This is a genomic window from Rahnella sp. JUb53, from assembly GCF_004346065.1.
Lineage (GTDB): Bacteria > Pseudomonadota > Gammaproteobacteria > Enterobacterales > Enterobacteriaceae > Rahnella > Rahnella variigena.
The window spans coordinates 120,329-137,545 of the sequence record NZ_SLYT01000003.1 but is presented as its reverse complement, the minus strand read 5'-3'; the positions used below and the strand labels follow the sequence as shown (position 1 = coordinate 137,545).

The 17,217-nt window shown below is 48.1% G+C and carries 14 protein-coding genes and 1 tRNA gene; 4 read left to right on the top strand and 11 right to left on the bottom strand.

The features are described 5' to 3' along the window. Positions 1-32: 32 nt before the first annotated feature. The 4 genes from EC840_RS08370 to trmB form a co-directional block, all read right to left on the bottom strand. The gene (locus tag EC840_RS08370; RefSeq protein ID WP_120161018.1) at positions 33-767 is read right to left on the bottom strand and encodes a DUF2884 domain-containing protein; all 735 of its coding nucleotides are present in this window, start codon (positions 765-767) and stop codon (positions 33-35) included. A gap of 24 nt (positions 768-791) precedes the next feature. Next, positions 792-1,718 carry a glutaminase B gene (gene glsB, locus EC840_RS08365; protein ID WP_132964950.1) on the bottom strand — a complete coding sequence of 309 codons (927 nt, stop codon included), beginning with the start codon at positions 1,716-1,718 and terminating at the stop codon, positions 792-794. Positions 1,719-1,792: 74 nt separating this feature from the next. Continuing rightward, positions 1,793-2,119 carry a YggL family protein gene (locus tag EC840_RS08360; protein ID WP_095924788.1) on the bottom strand — a complete coding sequence of 109 codons (327 nt, stop codon included), beginning with the start codon at positions 2,117-2,119 and terminating at the stop codon, positions 1,793-1,795. Continuing rightward, positions 2,119-2,838 (bottom strand): tRNA (guanosine(46)-N7)-methyltransferase TrmB, encoded by a 720-nt coding sequence (trmB, locus tag EC840_RS08355; RefSeq protein WP_113878340.1) that lies wholly within the window; start codon positions 2,836-2,838, stop codon positions 2,119-2,121. Before trmB ends, EC840_RS08360 begins: the two co-directional genes overlap by 1 nt. A gap of 223 nt (positions 2,839-3,061) precedes the next feature. On the opposite strand from trmB, the gene mutY reads away from it, so the two are divergent. The 3 genes from mutY (at position 3,062) to mltC (ending at position 5,567) form a co-directional block, all read left to right on the top strand. Next, positions 3,062-4,129, top strand: a complete 1,068-nt coding sequence (mutY, locus tag EC840_RS08350; RefSeq protein WP_132964948.1) for an A/G-specific adenine glycosylase — start codon at positions 3,062-3,064, stop codon at positions 4,127-4,129. Positions 4,130-4,138: 9 nt separating this feature from the next. Next, positions 4,139-4,411, top strand: coding sequence for an oxidative damage protection protein (locus tag EC840_RS08345; RefSeq protein ID WP_112289019.1), 273 nt, complete (start codon positions 4,139-4,141; stop codon positions 4,409-4,411). A gap of 76 nt (positions 4,412-4,487) precedes the next feature. Beyond that, positions 4,488-5,567 (top strand): membrane-bound lytic murein transglycosylase MltC, encoded by a 1,080-nt coding sequence (mltC, locus tag EC840_RS08340; protein WP_112289020.1) that lies wholly within the window; start codon positions 4,488-4,490, stop codon positions 5,565-5,567. Between the two features lie 47 nt (positions 5,568-5,614). Here the strand turns inward: mltC and EC840_RS08335 are convergent, their stop codons facing one another. Both EC840_RS08335 and speF read right to left on the bottom strand, forming a co-directional pair. Beyond that, the gene (locus tag EC840_RS08335; protein ID WP_113878339.1) at positions 5,615-7,009 is read right to left on the bottom strand and encodes a glycoside-pentoside-hexuronide (GPH):cation symporter; all 1,395 of its coding nucleotides are present in this window, start codon (positions 7,007-7,009) and stop codon (positions 5,615-5,617) included. Between the two features lie 243 nt (positions 7,010-7,252). Further along, positions 7,253-9,415, bottom strand: coding sequence for an ornithine decarboxylase SpeF (speF, locus tag EC840_RS08330; protein WP_132964946.1), 2,163 nt, complete (start codon positions 9,413-9,415; stop codon positions 7,253-7,255). Between the two features lie 685 nt (positions 9,416-10,100). Here speF and EC840_RS08325 point away from each other — a divergent pair. Continuing rightward, positions 10,101-10,176: transfer RNA gene (locus tag EC840_RS08325), tRNA-Phe, on the top strand. Positions 10,177-10,580: 404 nt separating this feature from the next. On the opposite strand, the gene EC840_RS08320 is transcribed toward EC840_RS08325, so the two are convergent. From EC840_RS08320 to EC840_RS08300, 5 genes are all read right to left on the bottom strand, one after another. Continuing rightward, positions 10,581-11,735, bottom strand: a complete 1,155-nt coding sequence (locus EC840_RS08320) for a glycosyltransferase family 4 protein (protein ID WP_132964944.1) — start codon at positions 11,733-11,735, stop codon at positions 10,581-10,583. 84 nt (positions 11,736-11,819) lie between these two features. Continuing rightward, positions 11,820-13,199 (bottom strand): phosphomannomutase CpsG, encoded by a 1,380-nt coding sequence (cpsG, locus tag EC840_RS08315; protein WP_132964942.1) that lies wholly within the window; start codon positions 13,197-13,199, stop codon positions 11,820-11,822. Positions 13,200-13,213: 14 nt separating this feature from the next. Then, on the bottom strand, positions 13,214-14,635 hold the full coding sequence (locus tag EC840_RS08310; protein WP_132964940.1) for a mannose-1-phosphate guanylyltransferase/mannose-6-phosphate isomerase: 1,422 nt from the start codon (positions 14,633-14,635) through the stop codon (positions 13,214-13,216). 115 nt (positions 14,636-14,750) lie between these two features. After that, entirely contained in the window at positions 14,751-15,740 is a 990-nt protein-coding gene (locus EC840_RS08305; RefSeq protein WP_132964938.1) for a glycosyltransferase family 2 protein, read from the bottom strand. A gap of 8 nt (positions 15,741-15,748) precedes the next feature. Then, complete coding sequence (locus EC840_RS08300; RefSeq protein WP_132964936.1) at positions 15,749-17,212, bottom strand: lipopolysaccharide biosynthesis protein; 1,464 nt, start codon at positions 17,210-17,212, stop codon at positions 15,749-15,751. Positions 17,213-17,217: the final 5 nt, after the last annotated feature.

Below are 17,217 nucleotides of genomic sequence, written 5' to 3'. Positions count from 1 at the left end.
TCGCGGTTTTTTTGTATCTGTCATTTGGCAGCTTACTGTTTCAAATCTGCCAGCAAGGTTTTGTGCTGAGTATCCAGATTGGTCACGCGCTTACAGACGTCATCGCCAAAAGCTTTAAACTCTTTTTCCTGCTTGTTCCACTCTTCCTGAACGGCCTGTTGTAAACCGCCGAGATTACCCATCATCGCCTGCAGTGGATTTCCGCCACTCGCAGCCTGTTTGAGTCCCATCTCGTTGATGCTGTCCTGCATGACGCCGCCCATGGTTTGTTCCATCAGCTTCTGGCCATTTTGCTTCACCTGATCCACTGCTTTATGATGGAAAGTCAGGCCATCAGTGCGGTGTTCGATAATCAGGTTCATCTGCTCTTTCAGCTGCTTATCGAGCTTAACCAGGCGGTTACGCACGTTGCTGTCACTGCCCAGTTTTTCGACGATCACACGGTCAACCGCAACCCGGCCTTTTTCAAGATGCGCCGTCGCGCCCTGGTCAATCCACGGCAGGTCACGGCGTAAACCGGCCTGATAGTCGATGGCTTCCTGACGCTGTCTGGCGCTCAGGGTCATGTCTTTTCCGTTGAGGGTCACGTTACCGTTTGGTGTGATCAGCAGATCACCGCTGTTACCGACAACCTGAACGGTCTGCGGCTTGATGATCACGTCATCCTTAGGCTGGACGGCACACTGATAATCAGCCTGTGCGCTCCACGCGCTCAGCGCCAGTAACGCAGCAAGTCCGGTTTTTACCACTCCACTTTTTACTAACATGTACTCTCCCTTAAGACAGCAAACTCAAAAAATTGAACGGCCAATACGTTGCGCCAGTAATTCTAAGGCAGCAATACCTGCCAAAGAGTTCCCTGCCGCATCAAGTTCCGGTGACCAAACCGCAATGCACATCTCGCCAGGCACCACGGCAATGATGCCACCGCCGACGCCAGATTTACCCGGCATACCGACGCGGTAAGCGAATTCACCCGCGCCGTCGTACATGCCGCTGGTGACCATCATCGCATTAATCTGCCGCGCCTGACGGGCATCGATGAGCGGTGTCTCGCTGCCCAGCGGATGCCCTTTATTGGCAAGATAAACAAACGTCCGTGCCAGTTCTTCACAGCTCATGCGCAATGCACAGTAGTGAAAGTAGGTATGCAAAACGGTGATGACGTCGTTGTCGAAATTACCGAAAGACTTCATCAGATAAGCAATCGCCGCGTTGCGGTCAGAATGCTCGAACTCTGAACGGGCAACGTGCCGATCGTAGTTGAGATCTGGCGATCCGGCCAGCTGACGCACCACTTCCAGCATTCTCTGTTTCGGTGCGGAGAGCCGGGTTTGCAGCATATCGCAGACCACCAGCGCGCCCGGATTGATAAACGGATTACGCGGTTTTCCCTGTTCAAGCTCAAGCTGAACCAGCGAATTGAACGGCTGACCGGACGGCTCTTTGCCGACGCGCTGCCAGATTTCGCTTTCCTGATAACGGGTCAGCGCCAGCGTCAGGCTGAGCACTTTTGAGATCGACTGGATCGAGAAACGCATATCGGCATCACCGGCACGAAAGATCTCCCCTTTCGTGGTACACACGGCAATCCCTAAATGATCGGGGCTGACTTCCGCCAGCGCAGGAATATAATCGGCAACGTTGCCACGGCCAATCAGCGGCCTGACCTGCGCCAGAATATCTTGCAGCAAACTGTTATCGAGTTCGGTACCCAACGTCCTGCCTCCAGATGTAACAAAGGTGCCGGAAGGCACCTTTCAAAGATTCAGAATTTATCTGACCGGTGGAATCAGTCCCACCAGATATCGAATAACTCAGAAACTTCCACGTCTTCCATTTTCTGGTCTTCTAACCATTTTTTGACCTGCGCGCGCTGTTCATCAGTGCAGTGACCGATGTCCTGACGGCAAACCAGACCTTCCCATTGCAGATAGCCACTGCCATCGAAAGCCAGTTTGTTTGGCTCGATCACACCGTCGATGAATTTATCCAGGGATTCATCAATGGTTTCTACCGCGGTACCTTCCGGGAAACGCCATTTTACAGAGAAGCCCAGTTCCTGGAACTCGGCAATGTGTAACTTCTTACGTAAACGACGACTGCGATTTGTAGCCATTATTGCTTCCTCTCAAACATCAGATCCCACACGCCGTGGCCTAAACGCTGGCCACGCATTTCGAACTTGGTCACCGGGCGCGATTCAGGACGCGGGACATAATTACCTTCCTGCGACAGATTCGCCCAGCTTTCTAAACGGGTCATCACTTCGAGCATGTGCTCCGCATACGGCTCCCAGTCGGTTGCCATGTGGAATACACCGCCCACTTTTAGTTTCTTGCGCAGCTTCTCGACGAACTCAGGCTGCACGATACGGCGCTTATTATGGCGCGCTTTGTGCCACGGGTCAGGAAAGAATAGCTGCACCATATCGAGCGAGCCATCCGGAATCATTTTTTCCAGCACTTCAACCGCATCGTGACACATCACGCGCAGGTTGCTGACGCCCTCTTCGTGCGCCGTTGCCAGACACGCGCCAACACCCGGTGAGTGTACTTCAATCCCGATAAAGTTCTGGTCAGGATTCTGTTGCGCCATGGTGACGAGCGATGTGCCCATGCCGAAACCGATTTCCAGTACCACAGGTGCAGAGCGACCAAATAAGGCATCAATATCCAGGGATTCGGCCTGAAACTCCACGCCCATCACCGGCCAGAAGTTGTCCAGCGCGAATTGCTGACCTTTAGTCAGACGGCCCTGACGGCGGACAAAACTACGGATACGGCGCATCGCGCGACCGTTCTCGTCGAACTCCGGTGAAATGACGTCGTTTTTCATGGTGTTTCCACTCCGATTGGCAAGACGCGGTACCCGCGCGCGGATGCCTGTGCTTTGGTCACTAAATATAAGGAAAGGCGCATTATCCAAACTTACTCCCGATTAGCAAGGCTTGCGGGCAGGAAATCCGTCAATACAGTGCGGAAAGTTCCGGTTTACAGCCAGACGGGAACTGTGATGTGATCAGCCCCGTCTTTTAACCCTGCCGGACTGTAATTCACCCATGATGGAAGCCCAACGTTTCTCACCTCTGGTGCTCGACTGGTATCAGCGCTATGGCCGCAAAACGCTGCCGTGGCAAATCGCAAAAACACCTTATAAAGTCTGGCTTTCAGAAGTGATGTTGCAGCAAACGCAGGTAACGACTGTTATCCCGTATTTTGAACGTTTTATGCAACGCTTCCCGACGGTGTCTGATCTCGCTGCTGCGCCGCTCGATGAAGTTCTTCATCTGTGGACCGGGCTGGGTTATTACGCCCGTGCGCGTAACCTGCATAAAGCGGCGCAGACCATCGCCAGCCAGCACGGCGGCGTATTTCCGACTACCTTTGATGAAATTCTCGCGTTGCCGGGCATTGGCCGTTCCACCGCCGGCGCGGTTTTGTCGCTGGCATTGAATCAGCACTTCCCTATTTTAGACGGGAATGTGAAGCGCGTGCTGGCCCGCTGCTATGCTGTTAACGGCTGGCCGGGCGAGAAGAAAACCGAAAACAAACTGTGGACGATAAGCGAAGACGTCACGCCCGCCGAAGGTGTTGCTCAGTTTAATCAGGCAATGATGGATTTAGGCGCGATGGTTTGCACCCGCAGCAAGCCAAAATGCGAGCTGTGCCCGGTGAAATCCGGCTGTGAAGCTTATGCGCATCACAGCTGGGCGAATTATCCCGGTAAAAAACCTAAGAAAACCCTGCCGGAAAAGACCGCGTTTATGCTGATGATCCAGCAGGAAGATAAAGTCTGGCTGGAACAGCGTCCGCCGGTCGGCTTGTGGGGCGGATTGTTCTGCTTCCCGCAATTTACCACCGAAGATGAACTGGCTATTGGTCTGAAAAAATACGGTGTTACGCAAAATCAGTTGCAGCAGCAGACCGCTTTTCGTCACACTTTCAGCCATTTCCATCTGGATATCGTCCCGATGTGGTTAAATCTGCGTTCTTCCGCGGGTTGCATGGATGAAGGTGCGGGTCTCTGGTATAACTTAGCGCAACCACAATCCGTCGGGCTGGCCGCGCCGGTAGAGCGTCTGTTGACGCAACTGGCTAAAGAACCGACCCAAAAGAACGATCGATAAGGAATTAGCATGAGCAGAACGATTTTTTGTACTTTTCTCAAGCGCGATGCTGAAGGGCAAGACTTCCAGCTGTACCCTGGCGAGATTGGCAAACGTATCTTCAATGAGATTTCGAAAGAAGCCTGGTCGCAGTGGATGGCCAAACAAACCATGCTGATCAACGAAAAGAAACTCAGCATGATGAATCCGGAAGACCGCAAACTGCTGGAACAGGAAATGGTCAACTTCCTGTTCGAAGGTCAGGACGTGCATATCGAAGGCTATACCCCGCCGTCAAAATAATCATTTATAACAATGGTTAAAACATTAAGGCAGGTACTCCGGGTGCCTGCTTCTTTCATCAGAAACGGTTTGTAAGATGAAGAAAATTTTAGCTTTGCTGGTTATCGCGCCCATGTTGATCTCCTGCTCCGGCAGCAAGAAAGACCAGTTCAACGAAGCTTATGTGAAAGACACCAACGGATTCGATATTTTGATGGGGCAGTTCGCCCATAACATCGAAAATATCTGGGGTATGAACGAAGTGCTGATCGCGGGTCCGAAAGACTACGTGAAATATAGCGATCAGTATTACACCCGCAGCCACATCAACTTTGATGCGGGTACCATCACCCTTGAGACTATTTCTGGCACGGATCCGGCGGCCAGCCTGCGTCAGGCCATTATCAGTACCTTGCTGGTGGGCGACGATCCGGGCAATGTTGACCTTTATTCCGACGCCAATGATATCCAGATCAGCCGTGAACCGATGTTGTACGGTCAGGTTCTCGACAACACCGGCCAGCCAATCCGCTGGGAAGGCCGTGCAGCAAGCTTTGCTGATTATCTGATTCAGAACAAACTGATGCGCCGTCAGTCCGGTCTGCACGTGATTTATTCCGTGACGATCCAGATGGTGCCGAACCACCTGAACAAACGTGCGCATAAATATCTGCCGATGATCCGTGAAGCATCAGCTAAATATGGCGTCGATCAGTCTCTGATCCTGGCGATCATGCAAACCGAATCAGCCTTTAACCCGTATGCGGTGAGTAATGCCGATGCGCTGGGCCTGATGCAGGTTGTGCAGCATACCGCGGGTGTCGATGTGTTTAAATCTGAAGGAAAATGGGGCAAGCCAAGCCGCAGCTATCTGTTTGATCCGCAGAATAATATCAATACCGGCACGGCTTATCTTGCGATGCTGCAAAACGTGTATCTGGGGAACATCAACAACCCGACATCACGTCGCTATGCTGTGATTACTGCTTATAACGGCGGTGCAGGCAGTGTTCTGCGCGTGTTCTCACAGAACAAAACACAGGCGTTTAACATCATCAACAATATGGCGCCGGGCGATGTGTACACCACTCTGACGACCAAACATCCGTCGGCAGAATCCCGCCGCTATCTGTACAAAGTGAACAATACTCAGCGCAGTTACCGCCGCGTAGATTAACGTTTATCGTCCCGGCTTCTCAGGCGTGAGGCGCCGGGACGAATATCTTAACTGTGAGTCTGTAAACCCTCTGTCTGCAGACTTTGTGTCTGAAATTTTCCGTCACCCAGATCACTGACAATATGATTCATACGCTCTTCCGTCAGCTGATAGTAACGGATAGAGAAAGCCGTAATCAGATAGAAAATAGCCGGTAAGACGGTGAATAAAATCAGGACACCGCGTACCGCTTCCGCCGATTGTTGTTCCACGCCCGCCTGATAACCAAACCACGCCAGCCCCCAGCCTGTCAGCGCGCCACCAATCGCCACGCCGAGTTTAATCACAAAGATATTCGCCGCGATGTTCATCCCAGTAATTCGGCGCTGGGTTTTCCACTCCCCATAATTATTGGCATCCGTGATCATTGACCATTGCAGCGGGGCATTTATCCCCTGTAATAAATTAAGGGCAATATGAACAATAAAGGCAGGGATCCAGTAATCGGTTGGCAGCACAAAGAAAAGTAATCCTGCGAATGCACTTAATATATTAACCCAGATGGACGCGCGGATTTTACACATCCACGAACCCAGTTTTTTCGCAAATAAACTGCCGATAACAGCCGCAACGGTAGTCGCCATCATGAAAATGGAAATAATGCCGCTTCCCTGATGCAGAACATATTGCACGAAATACACCAGCAAACTGCCGCGAACCACCACGCCACATAACATGGCAAGGTTATAAACTGAGAGGATCCGCCACTGATCGTTTTGCATAAGCACACGCACATCGCGAAGAATATTCATGTTCTCTTCTTTCACCGGTGTAATACGTTCCCGCGTGGTGAGGAAACAGACAAAGAACATTACGCAGCCAATGACACCAAAGATGCCCATCGCCCACTGCATACCAGTTGCGCGGTCTCCCGGTGAGATAAAATCAGCTAACGGCAGGATTAGCGCCGTCCCCATCGCCCCCCCGACTGGCGCAATAGCGAAACGCCACGATTGCAGGGAAAGATTATCCTGCGGGTCGGCAGTAATTGCGGCACCTAAAGAACAGTAAGGAATATTAATCGCCGTGTACATTAAGGTCATAAATATATAAGCGAAAACCGCATAAACAATTTTACCGGTCTGTTCAAAATCTGGCGTGGAATAAACCAGAACACAACTAACGGCAAAGGGAACACAAATAATCAGTAGCCAGGGCCGAAATCTTCCCCAGCGACTTTTGGTCTGATCGGCAATCGCGCCCATAATAGGATCAGTGATCGCATCAAGTACCCTGACCACTAAGAATAGGGTTCCCATTACCGCTGGCGGCAAACCATAAATATTCGTATAGAAATAGGCAAGAATAGCGACAGAGGAATCAAAAACAATGTGGCTTGCCGCATCACCTAATCCAAAACCCAGCTTTTCTTTCGCACTGATCCTTTCAGTTAATGCTGACATGCAGTCACCTTTATTAAGATGGAATTCTGCATTAGTTATAATTCCAGAAAATCACTCTGAGTATTGTGATTTCTCATTTACGTTTTATGCTTTTAATCAACTGTGACGCAGGTATCTATACCCTGGCTGAATAAGAGGATTATTTTCGACCTGCATCACATATCCGAATGCAGGGTGATTGTCGCGATTGATCAATAAAACGATCCAATAAAAAACCCATCCGGAGATGGGTTTTTATGCGGGCTATTGTGCGAGAACATACCCCATCACGCGTTTCCAGCCGACCGGTTTTTTCTCGATATATACGCCCTGCAATTCCGGCGAGAAGCCCGGTAACAGATTGATCCCTTCTTCCAGCGCCATAAAGTAACGCTGAACTGCCCCGCCCCACAATTCGCCGGGCACCACGCACAGCACGCCCGGAGGATACGGCAGCGCGCCTTCTGCGGCGATGCGCCCTTCCGCATCACCAATCGCCACCAGCTCGATGTTATCGCGGATAAACTCGTTATGCGCGTCCTGTGGATTCATCACCACTTTCGGGAAGCTCTTCTCGCGGAACATCTCTTTTTGCAGCTCTTTCACATCAAAACTGACGTACAGGTTATGCATTTCCTGACAGAGCTGACGGATGGTGTAATTGCGGTAACGGTCTTCGTTTTTACGATACACCGTCGGCAGCACTTCGCTGAGCGGCGCATCTTCTTCGATGTACTGCTCAAAACGCACCAGCTCTTCCACCAGCAACTGCATTTTGGCCGGCGTTTCGGCAGGCGTCAGCAGGAACAGGATCGAGTTCAGGTCGCATTTCTCCGGCACGATGCCGTTCTCGCGCAGATAGTTGGCCAGAATGGTCGCCGGAATACCGAACTCAGTGTATTTACCGCTGGACGCATCAATGCCCGGCGTAGTCAGCAGCAGCTTGCACGGATCAACGAAATACTGCTTTTCGGCATAACCCTCGAAGGCATGCCAGCGTTCTCCCGGCACAAAATCAAAGAAGCGAACGTCGTTAGCCATCTCATTGGTTTCGTGATCCTGCCAGCGCTTTCCGCCGACCACTGGTGGCACAAACGGCAAAATCATCGAGCATTGATCCAGCAGCATTTTGCGGGTTTCGATGCCCAGCTTCACGCACTCCATCCACATGTGTTTTCCGCTGCCACCGGCATGAATACGCGCATTCACGTCCAGTGCGGCAAACAGCGGATAAAACGGGCTGGTTGAGGCGTGCATCATAAAGGCATTGTTGAGCTTTTTATGGCTGCAATGACGCTTCTGGCCCTTAATGTGATTGTCTTTTTTATGGATCTGCGAAGTCTGCGAGAATCCGGCCTGCTGCTTATGCACCGACTGTGTGACTATAATCCCCGGATCGTTTTCGTTAAGCTCCAGCAGCAACGGCGAACATTCTTTCATCATCGGGATGAATTGCTCGTAACCGACCCATGCGGAATCAAACAGAATGTAATCGCACAGATGACCGATTTTATCGACCACCTGGCGCGCGTTATAAACCGTGCCGTCGTAGGTGCCGAGCTGGATGATGGCCAGGCGGAACGGGCGTTTCTCGTTGGCGCGAACCGGTGCCACTTCTTTGATCTGTTTACGCAGATAAGTTTCGTCGAAACAGGCCGCATCGATGCCGCCAATAAACCCAAACGGGTTACGTGCTGTTTCGAGATACACCGGCGTCGCACCCGCTTGCAACAGCGCGCCATGATGATTTGATTTGTGGTTATTACGGTCGAACAGCACCAGATCGTCACGGGTCAGCAGCGCGTTAGTCACGACTTTATTGGCGGCAGATGTCCCGTTAAGCACGAAATAGGTTTTATCTGCACTGAAGACTTTAGCGGCATACTTTTGAGCATCTTTCGCCGAGCCTTCGTGGATCAGCAAATCGCCAAGTTTGACGTCCGCATTACACATGTCAGAGCGGAAGATATTCGGGCCGTAGAAATCATAAAACTGACGCCCTGCCGGATGACGACGGAAAAACTCGCCGCCCTGATGGCCCGGACAAGCGAACGTGGCGTTCTCCATCTCGACATACTTTTTCAGCGTGTCGAAAAACGGCGGGAACAACGCCTCTTCATAGGCCTGCGCGGCAGATTCGATTTGTGCCGCGTAAAACGCCTGGTTGGCGTCCGATAGCGTGATCACGCCTTTCAGCAAAGGCAAAAATTCCGGCGACACCTGCTCCGTTCCCTGCACTGCAACAAACGCGGGAATACCGAATCCCAGCGTTTCAATCTCCGCCAGCCTGCCGTGGTTCAGGTCACCCACGGAAATGATGATGGCCGCTACGTCCGCGTAATCGGCGCGGCGCAGGTCAACGACCAGACGAGCAGTCTGGAGATAAGGGGCGACAGAAGCGCTTGCTGCAAGTTTTAAGTGTTTCATTCAGACTCTCAAACGGTTAAGTAAGAGGGTGTGCCAGATGGCACGGCAATGAGCAGGTTCTTACGTCATAAAGCAATTGCGCGCAGAGTCCGGCCCGGCAAATGACGTTAGCTAAGCGAGATATCGAGTGCGACAGGACAATGCCGGTGAGGCAAAGTGGTGACAAATCGAGTTTCAGGCCCGGCCACGTCTGATAGACAACAGTAAAATCAGAGAATTGCCCTGTGGATGACGCTCTGTTTTTAATAATGCCTAACAGCGGACAAACGGTAGCCTTACCGCATGAAAGAGACTGCAAAAGGAGAAAAGCTGAAATCGTGGTGTTTACAGCACCCGGAGATCATCATCAGATTTTTTATGCACTTATAAAAAGCGCGATGTGATAAACCAGCCATGCCGCAACCCTCTTGAGCTGTCGCGTGAAAACGGGAACAGAGTTGTTTAATAAATCGGCGCAATAATGGCATCTTTTAGACCCCCGTTCAACCCTGTAAATTGCGCGAATTTCTTACAAAATACGACACCGCCCGGCATGGGATTTTGCCTGTGAATGTCAGGCAAACCGCAGATTCCGGCAGTTAAATCGACAAATCGTCGTAAAAAGCATCATTCAGGTGACGAACACCACCGTTGTCACAAAAAGCCGTTGACGACACATGCCCAATACGGTTTAATGCGCCCCGTTGCCCGGATAGCTCAGTCGGTAGAGCAAGGGATTGAAAATCCCTGTGTCCTTGGTTCGATTCCGAGTCCGGGCACCATATTTAAAGAAACCAGCCTAACGGCTGGTTTTTTGCTTTCAGCGGTACGGACTCTCCATCGAACTTCGTTCGATGACTCGCCTTAGCAGGCTCGCCCTGCGGGCCAACGGCAAAGCCGTTGTTCAAACGCCTGCGGCGTTAGTCCGAGTCCGGGCACCCTATTTAAAGAAACCAGCCTAACGGCTGGTTTTTTGCTTTCTGTGCTACTGAAACTTCAAGCCCGGTTAGAAAGCAAAAAAAGCCGGAGAATGTCAGCGCATTCTCCGGCTTTTTCGTAGTGATTCAAAAACAGCGACGGGCGTTATCCGTACAATTTCAGCCGGTGACACTGCTTTTTATGATGAATACGCAAGTGAGGATGATTTGTATGCAAACCATCAATGGCAGATTCAGTATTGAGAGTGCTAATAAACGATGCGTTTACGTTCATTAAAATCATGCCATTTTGTTTTGATATATTCGTCCAGTTCATTATGAAATCTTTCCCCGGAAAACTTTAATGCATTTTCACGACAGTCCAGAGGAAGTATTGAGTCCTTAATGGTATCGAAGTGATGCACGGCCTTTATCAGAGACGCCGCTGTTTGTTCTGCGAAAAAGACCCCTGTTGCATGCTTTTCACCGTAAGGTCTGATGGTCTCCAGAACGCCGCCTTTGCCAAAGGCAATAACCGGCGTTCCGCTGGCCTGCGCTTCGACAGGCGTGATCCCAAAATCTTCTTCCGCAGCGAAAACAAAAGCCTTTGCGCGTCGCATATAGTCTTGCATCACATCGTCAGGCTGATAGCCCAGTATTTCAATGTTACTGCCCGCTTTGGCCTTGATTTTGCCCATTTCAGAGCCGTCACCGATCACCACCAGCTTCTTATCCGGCATCTGACTGAATGCTTCCACAATCAGATCGATACGTTTATAGGGCACCATGCGCGAAGCGGTAAAATAGAAATCCTCTTTGTTCTCCTGCAACGTAAAACGCTCTACATCGACAGGTGGATAAATAACATCCGCGTCGCGGCCATAGACTTTCTTAATCCGGCGGGCAATAAACTGGGAATTGGCAATAAAATGATCCACCCCATTAGCCGTCCGGTAATCCCACATCCTGATTTTATGCAGGAACCAGCGGGCAAGATTGCCTTTCAGCCCCTTATTCAGCCCTGCCTCACGCAGATACTGGTGCTGAAAATCCCAGGCATAGCGGATCGGAGAATGCACATAGCTGATGTGCAACTGGTCAGGACCGGTCAGCACGCCCTTGGCGACCGCATGACTGCTGGAAAGCACTATGTCATGTCCGGTCACATCAAGTTGTTCGATAGCCAGCGGCATTAAAGGCAGATACTGCTGATATTTCTTTTTAGCAAAAGGTAAGCGCTGAATAAAAGACGTCGTCGCTTTTTTACCGTAGAATTTTTTGCGGGATTCATCAGAAAGAAAATCAACAACAGAATAGATATCAGCGTCCGGGTATAATTTAATAAATTCCGCAATGACTTTTTCGGACCCGGCAAATGTCACCAGCCAGTCAGCAACAATCCCCACACTCACATTATGTGACATAATCTAAACCTTATAAAATTAAAATGGGCAAAATAAACCCATAGCGAGTTATTACCACTCACTTAAATAAGATATTTTCAATAATTACATGCTACGAAGAATGGAAAGGATTTTCCTGGTTTGTTCCTGCATTAATTTTGTATCAGCACGGGATTCCACATTCAATCTGACAACCGGTTCAGTATTAGAACTGCGGAGATTGAAACGCCATTCATCAAACTCCAGACTTATTCCGTCCGTATGGTCGATGTTCACCGCCTCTCCTTCATACATCGCTAATACACGGGCAATAGACTCTTCCGGCTGTTGCAGGTAACTGTTTATTTCACCTGAGGCAGGGTAAGCGGTGATCCGGTCATTAATCAGTTGCCTCAGGGACTTACCTTTAACATGCAGTAATTCAGCGACCAGCAACCACGGGATCATGCCACTGTCACAATAATAGAAATCGCGGAAGTAATGATGGGCGCTCATCTCGCCGCCATAGACCGCATCTTCCTGACGCATACGCTCTTTAATAAACGCATGACCGGTTTTAGACATCACAGGCACTCCGCCCGCACCGGTGACAATATCAATGGTATTCCAGCTCAGACGCGGGTCATGAATGATACGTGAGCTGGGATATTTCTCGAGGAACGCATCGGCCAGCAGACCCACTATGTAATACCCTTCGATGAAATAACCGGCATCATCAAACAGAAAACACCGGTCAAAATCACCATCAAACGCGATCCCCATATCTGCCTGGTGTTTAATGATGGCATCGGTAGTGTCCTGGCGGCACTCAGGCAATAACGGGTTAGGGATACCGTTAGGGAATGTGCCGTCGGCCTCGTGGTGAATTTTGATAAATTCTACCGGTGCTCCGGCAGCAATAAAACGCTGCTCGATAGCATCCACAACGTGACCGGCAGCGCCGTTCCCCGAGTTAAACACCAGTTTCAGCGGACGCGAGAAATTCTCAATATTGATATAGCTGAGCAACTTATCCACATACGCATCAAGCACAGAGGCTTTCTCATAAGTGCCACGTGTGGCCTTTTCTGCTGGTGCGAAATTATTAGCTTCGGCCAGCGCCTGAATCTCGCGTAAACCGGAATCACCACTGATTGGACGGGAGTCCTGGCGAACCAGTTTCATGCCGTTGTAATTCATTGGATTATGGCTGGCGGTGACTTCAATACCACCATCAAGGCTGAGATAAGAAGTCGCAAAATAGATTTCTTCCGTGCCGGTCACGCCAATATCAACAACATCAGTACCCGCATCCTGTAAACCCTTCGCCATAGCAAGTTTCAATGCTTCACTGGTTAAACGAACATCACCGCCTAATACCATTTTCTTCGGCTTTAAATATTCGCCGTAAGCTCGTCCTATGCGATAAGCGATATCTTCGTTTAATTCAACACCTAATTCACCGCGAATATCGTACGCTTTAAAGCAAGATAATGTATCTGACATATTTCACCCCAAAATTAACAGCGACCATAGTGATCTTTTATACGAATAATATCGTCATCTTCCAGATATGAGCCTGATTGTATTTCCAGAAGTTCAAGAGGTATTTTCCCGGGATTCTCTAATCTGTGATGAGCACCAATGGGTATAAATGTGGATTCATTTTCAGTCAGCAGATAATCTTTATCCTCAAGAATAACTCTGGCTGTACCCGAAAGAATGACCCAGTGTTCAGCCCGGTGATGGTGCATTTGTAATGAGAACTGTCCGCCTGGTTTAACCGTTATTCGATTCACATGATAACGGGGCGCCGTCACAATATTATCGTTCCGACCCCATGGACGATAAGATTCGCGATGTACGCGATATTCCCGACGTTTATGACTTTTTAGATATTCAACGACTTTTTTAACGTCCTGCACCTGGTTTTTATCAATCACTAAAACGGCATCTTTAGTATTAACAATCACCAGATTGTCTACACCAATAGCGGCCACCAATTTCTCGTCAGTATTGATATAACAATTCGTCGCATTATGAGTAAATACATCGCCACTGAGGGCATTACCCTCGATGCTTTTATTATTCACTTCCCAAAGAGCCGACCAGGAACCCACATCATTCCAGCCCGCATCTAACGGAACGACAATCGCATCAGTGGTTTTTTCCATCACCGCATAATCAACAGACTCATCGGGACATGAAATAAATGATTCTTTATCAACACGAATAAAATCTTGCTGCTCATCGGCCTGTGAGGTTTCAATCGCTTTAAGACAGGCATCAACAATGTCCGGCCTGAATTTCGTCATCTCTTGCAGAAAACGCTTTGCGCGGAACAAAAACATACCGCTGTTCCAGTAATACTCACCGCTTTCCAGATATTGCATCGCGGTAGCAAGATCCGGCTTCTCGACAAAACGCTGCACCCGAAAAACAGGATCGGTAACGGTGCTTAATTCCATCCCCCGTTGTATATATCCGTATCCGGTTTCCGGACCAGTCGGCACGATACCGAAGGTCACCAGCTTCCCCTGTTCCGCGAACGGAATAGCACTCTGTACGGCCTGGTGAAAGGCCACAGGAGACTCGATAACATGGTCGGCAGCCAGCACCAGCAAAAGCGGGTCTACACCGTTGTCGATAGTACTGAGCGCAGCCAGCGTAATCGCAGGCGCCGTATTGCGCCCGACAGGCTCGAGGATAATATTATCTTTGAGCTGATTTATTTGCCGCAGTTGTTCGGCAACGAGAAAACGATGCTCTTCATTACAAATAACCAGTGGCACAGAAACATCCAGCCCTTTTAAGCGGCTGACGGTTTCCTGCAACATTGAATTATCGCCATGAAGACGAAGAAATTGTTTTGGATAAAGCTCACGAGACATCGGCCACAAACGGCTACCGGTACCGCCAGCCATGATTACTGGAAGGATCATAATATTCGTCTCAGGAAAAAAGTGAGATAAGATTCAATCATTAAAAAAACAATTCAGTGCACAGAGGAATAACTGAATTATCATTCAGAATGAGCACTGAAAAATTTCGAATGATTTATGCTTTAATTTTAAAAATCGTTTTAAGGGCAAAATAGAGCAATGCCGGAGAAATTCTAATCATGAGTATTGAGAAAAATTTTTTATAATTAATATGAGGTTTTAATCTGAATAAACATGAAGCATTGATGCGTTTTTGGATTTCTGTAACTTCATTTACAGGAGCACCAAATTTAATTGCATTAATAAAAACCATCAAAGCCACAATATACTCATGCTTTATTATTCTCAGCTTGTCTGATTCTGAGATAACTAAAGGCTTTACCAGTGACTTGGTCATTTCCAGGTATTGCAGTCTGTCTAGTGCTTTTCGGTAGGATTTTTTTGTCAATGAGGAAACATGCTGTACATAATGATACTTGGGTTCACTGCCAAATGAGATGTCAGCACCATTGAGAAACATCGTCATAATGACAAGATAGTCTTCAAAAACAGGTAACGTAGTGTCAAAATGAACATTCAGGAAAAGATCCCGTTTGAATATTTTATGCCAAAGGAAACCTGTTATTTCATTTTCCAGCATAGAAAAAACAGCATCTTTACCCTTCAGAATCTTATTGGGAGAAAATTGATTTATCGTACCGCTTTGGACACCCTCAGGTGTTTCAGAGTAGTATAAGCACTGGCCTATATCCGTATTATTACTTACTACAATGTTCATTAAATAACTTATCGCATCATGCTCAAAGTAGTCATCAGAATCTAAAAAACAAATAAAGTCCCCTTTTGCATGCTCCACTAACTTGTTCCGTGTAAAAGAAACTCCTTCATTTTTAACATTATGAGAAATGCTACGACGGATATGAGCGTGCTCAATAAAAAAACTCTCAACAATTGCCACTGAAGAATCGTTCGAAAAATCATCGACAATAACTACTTCTATATTAGGATAGGTTTGAGTGGCAACAGACTCCAGGGCCTTCCTGATATACCTTTCAGAGTTGAAAAGAGGAATAAGTATGCTAACTAATGCTGATTGAGTTTCCATAAAATCATCTAGCCCCTCTTAAATATCTTTCCCGCCAGTGAAAGTATCATTGCTTTTCTACTCTTAGAAGTGATAGTAAAAATAAGAATAAAATAGGATATCGCACCAACGGAAATTTTCACTGCTATTCCAGCCCAGGATTCATTTAATAATGTAAACTCCTGCATACCCATCAGAATAATACACATTCCCCCGGCGCATATAATGGGAACAATAATCTCTCTTATGTATTGTCTGAATGTTAAATTCAAAAGTGTTAATGCACACCATGCAGAAACAGGATAAAGAAGTATTGTACGGATTGAAAATACCAGTGCAGTGGCAATCAAACCATATCGAACAAAAATATAGAATGCCAACACATTACTTATTGCATAAAGCAGTGTTAATCTGGCTTGCCATTCGGGTTTATCACGGGCAAACATGACGGAATGATTGTAATATCCAATCGATGTAACAAAACCTACAGCACTGACAATTTGCATTATGGGGACAGATGGCATCCATTTCTGTCCCAGTAGCAGAAAAGTAATATCATGGGATAATGCACTAAGACCAACAAAAGCAGGCGCTGTTACCAGAACCGTAAAATAGGTAGCTTGCAGATACTTTTTACCAAATTCATTCAAATCATTTTTATATCTGGTAAACGCGGGTAATGAAACCCGCATTAATGCGGATGAGAGAACGGTGTTCAGGGTGTTTACGATGCGTTTACCCGCCGAATAAACACCGGCACCCGCTGTTCCAAGAAAGTAGGTAATAAAGAAAACATCACTATTTTGATTGGCGAAGTTAGTAATATTGCTCAGAGCCACATGCTTAGAAAACCCTACAGACCCGCGAATGGAATCCTTTGAAATTTTCATTTTTGGCTTCCAGGGCGTCGTCACCCACAGCACGACCAGAGAAATCAGTGAAGTGACAACTTGCTGAACCACCAGACTCGTAACAGCATAACCTTTACAGGCAAGCACCACCCCGACAGCACCCCCGATAGAGATAGAGCAGATTGACCTTATCGCTAAAGGGCGGAACATCATATTATGCGTTAACCAGGCTTCGTGTGTCCGGCTCAATCCGCTGACGACAATAATAATGCCTGTTCCCCGGATGACATTGGCCAGCTCCGGTACTTTCATGTACGCCTCAATAACCGGGGCGAATAAGAAAACAATCAAGAATGCGGGTACAGATAAAGAGAAACATAAAAAAAACGCAGAATTATAATCGACAGGGGTCGGTGATTTCATTCTCACGATCGATGTCGCAATACTATCGAATATAACATTGCGAAAAAACTGCGTAACAAGCAAAGATACACTGAGCATGCCGTATATACTGGGTGTCAGCAACTTCGCTAATATTATGAATATGATAAACGTTATCACTTGTGAGACGGTATTATCCAGAACAGACCAGATAGCGCCAGAAATTATACTCGGCTTCTGGTTTCTCGCTTGAGCGTTCAATTTAA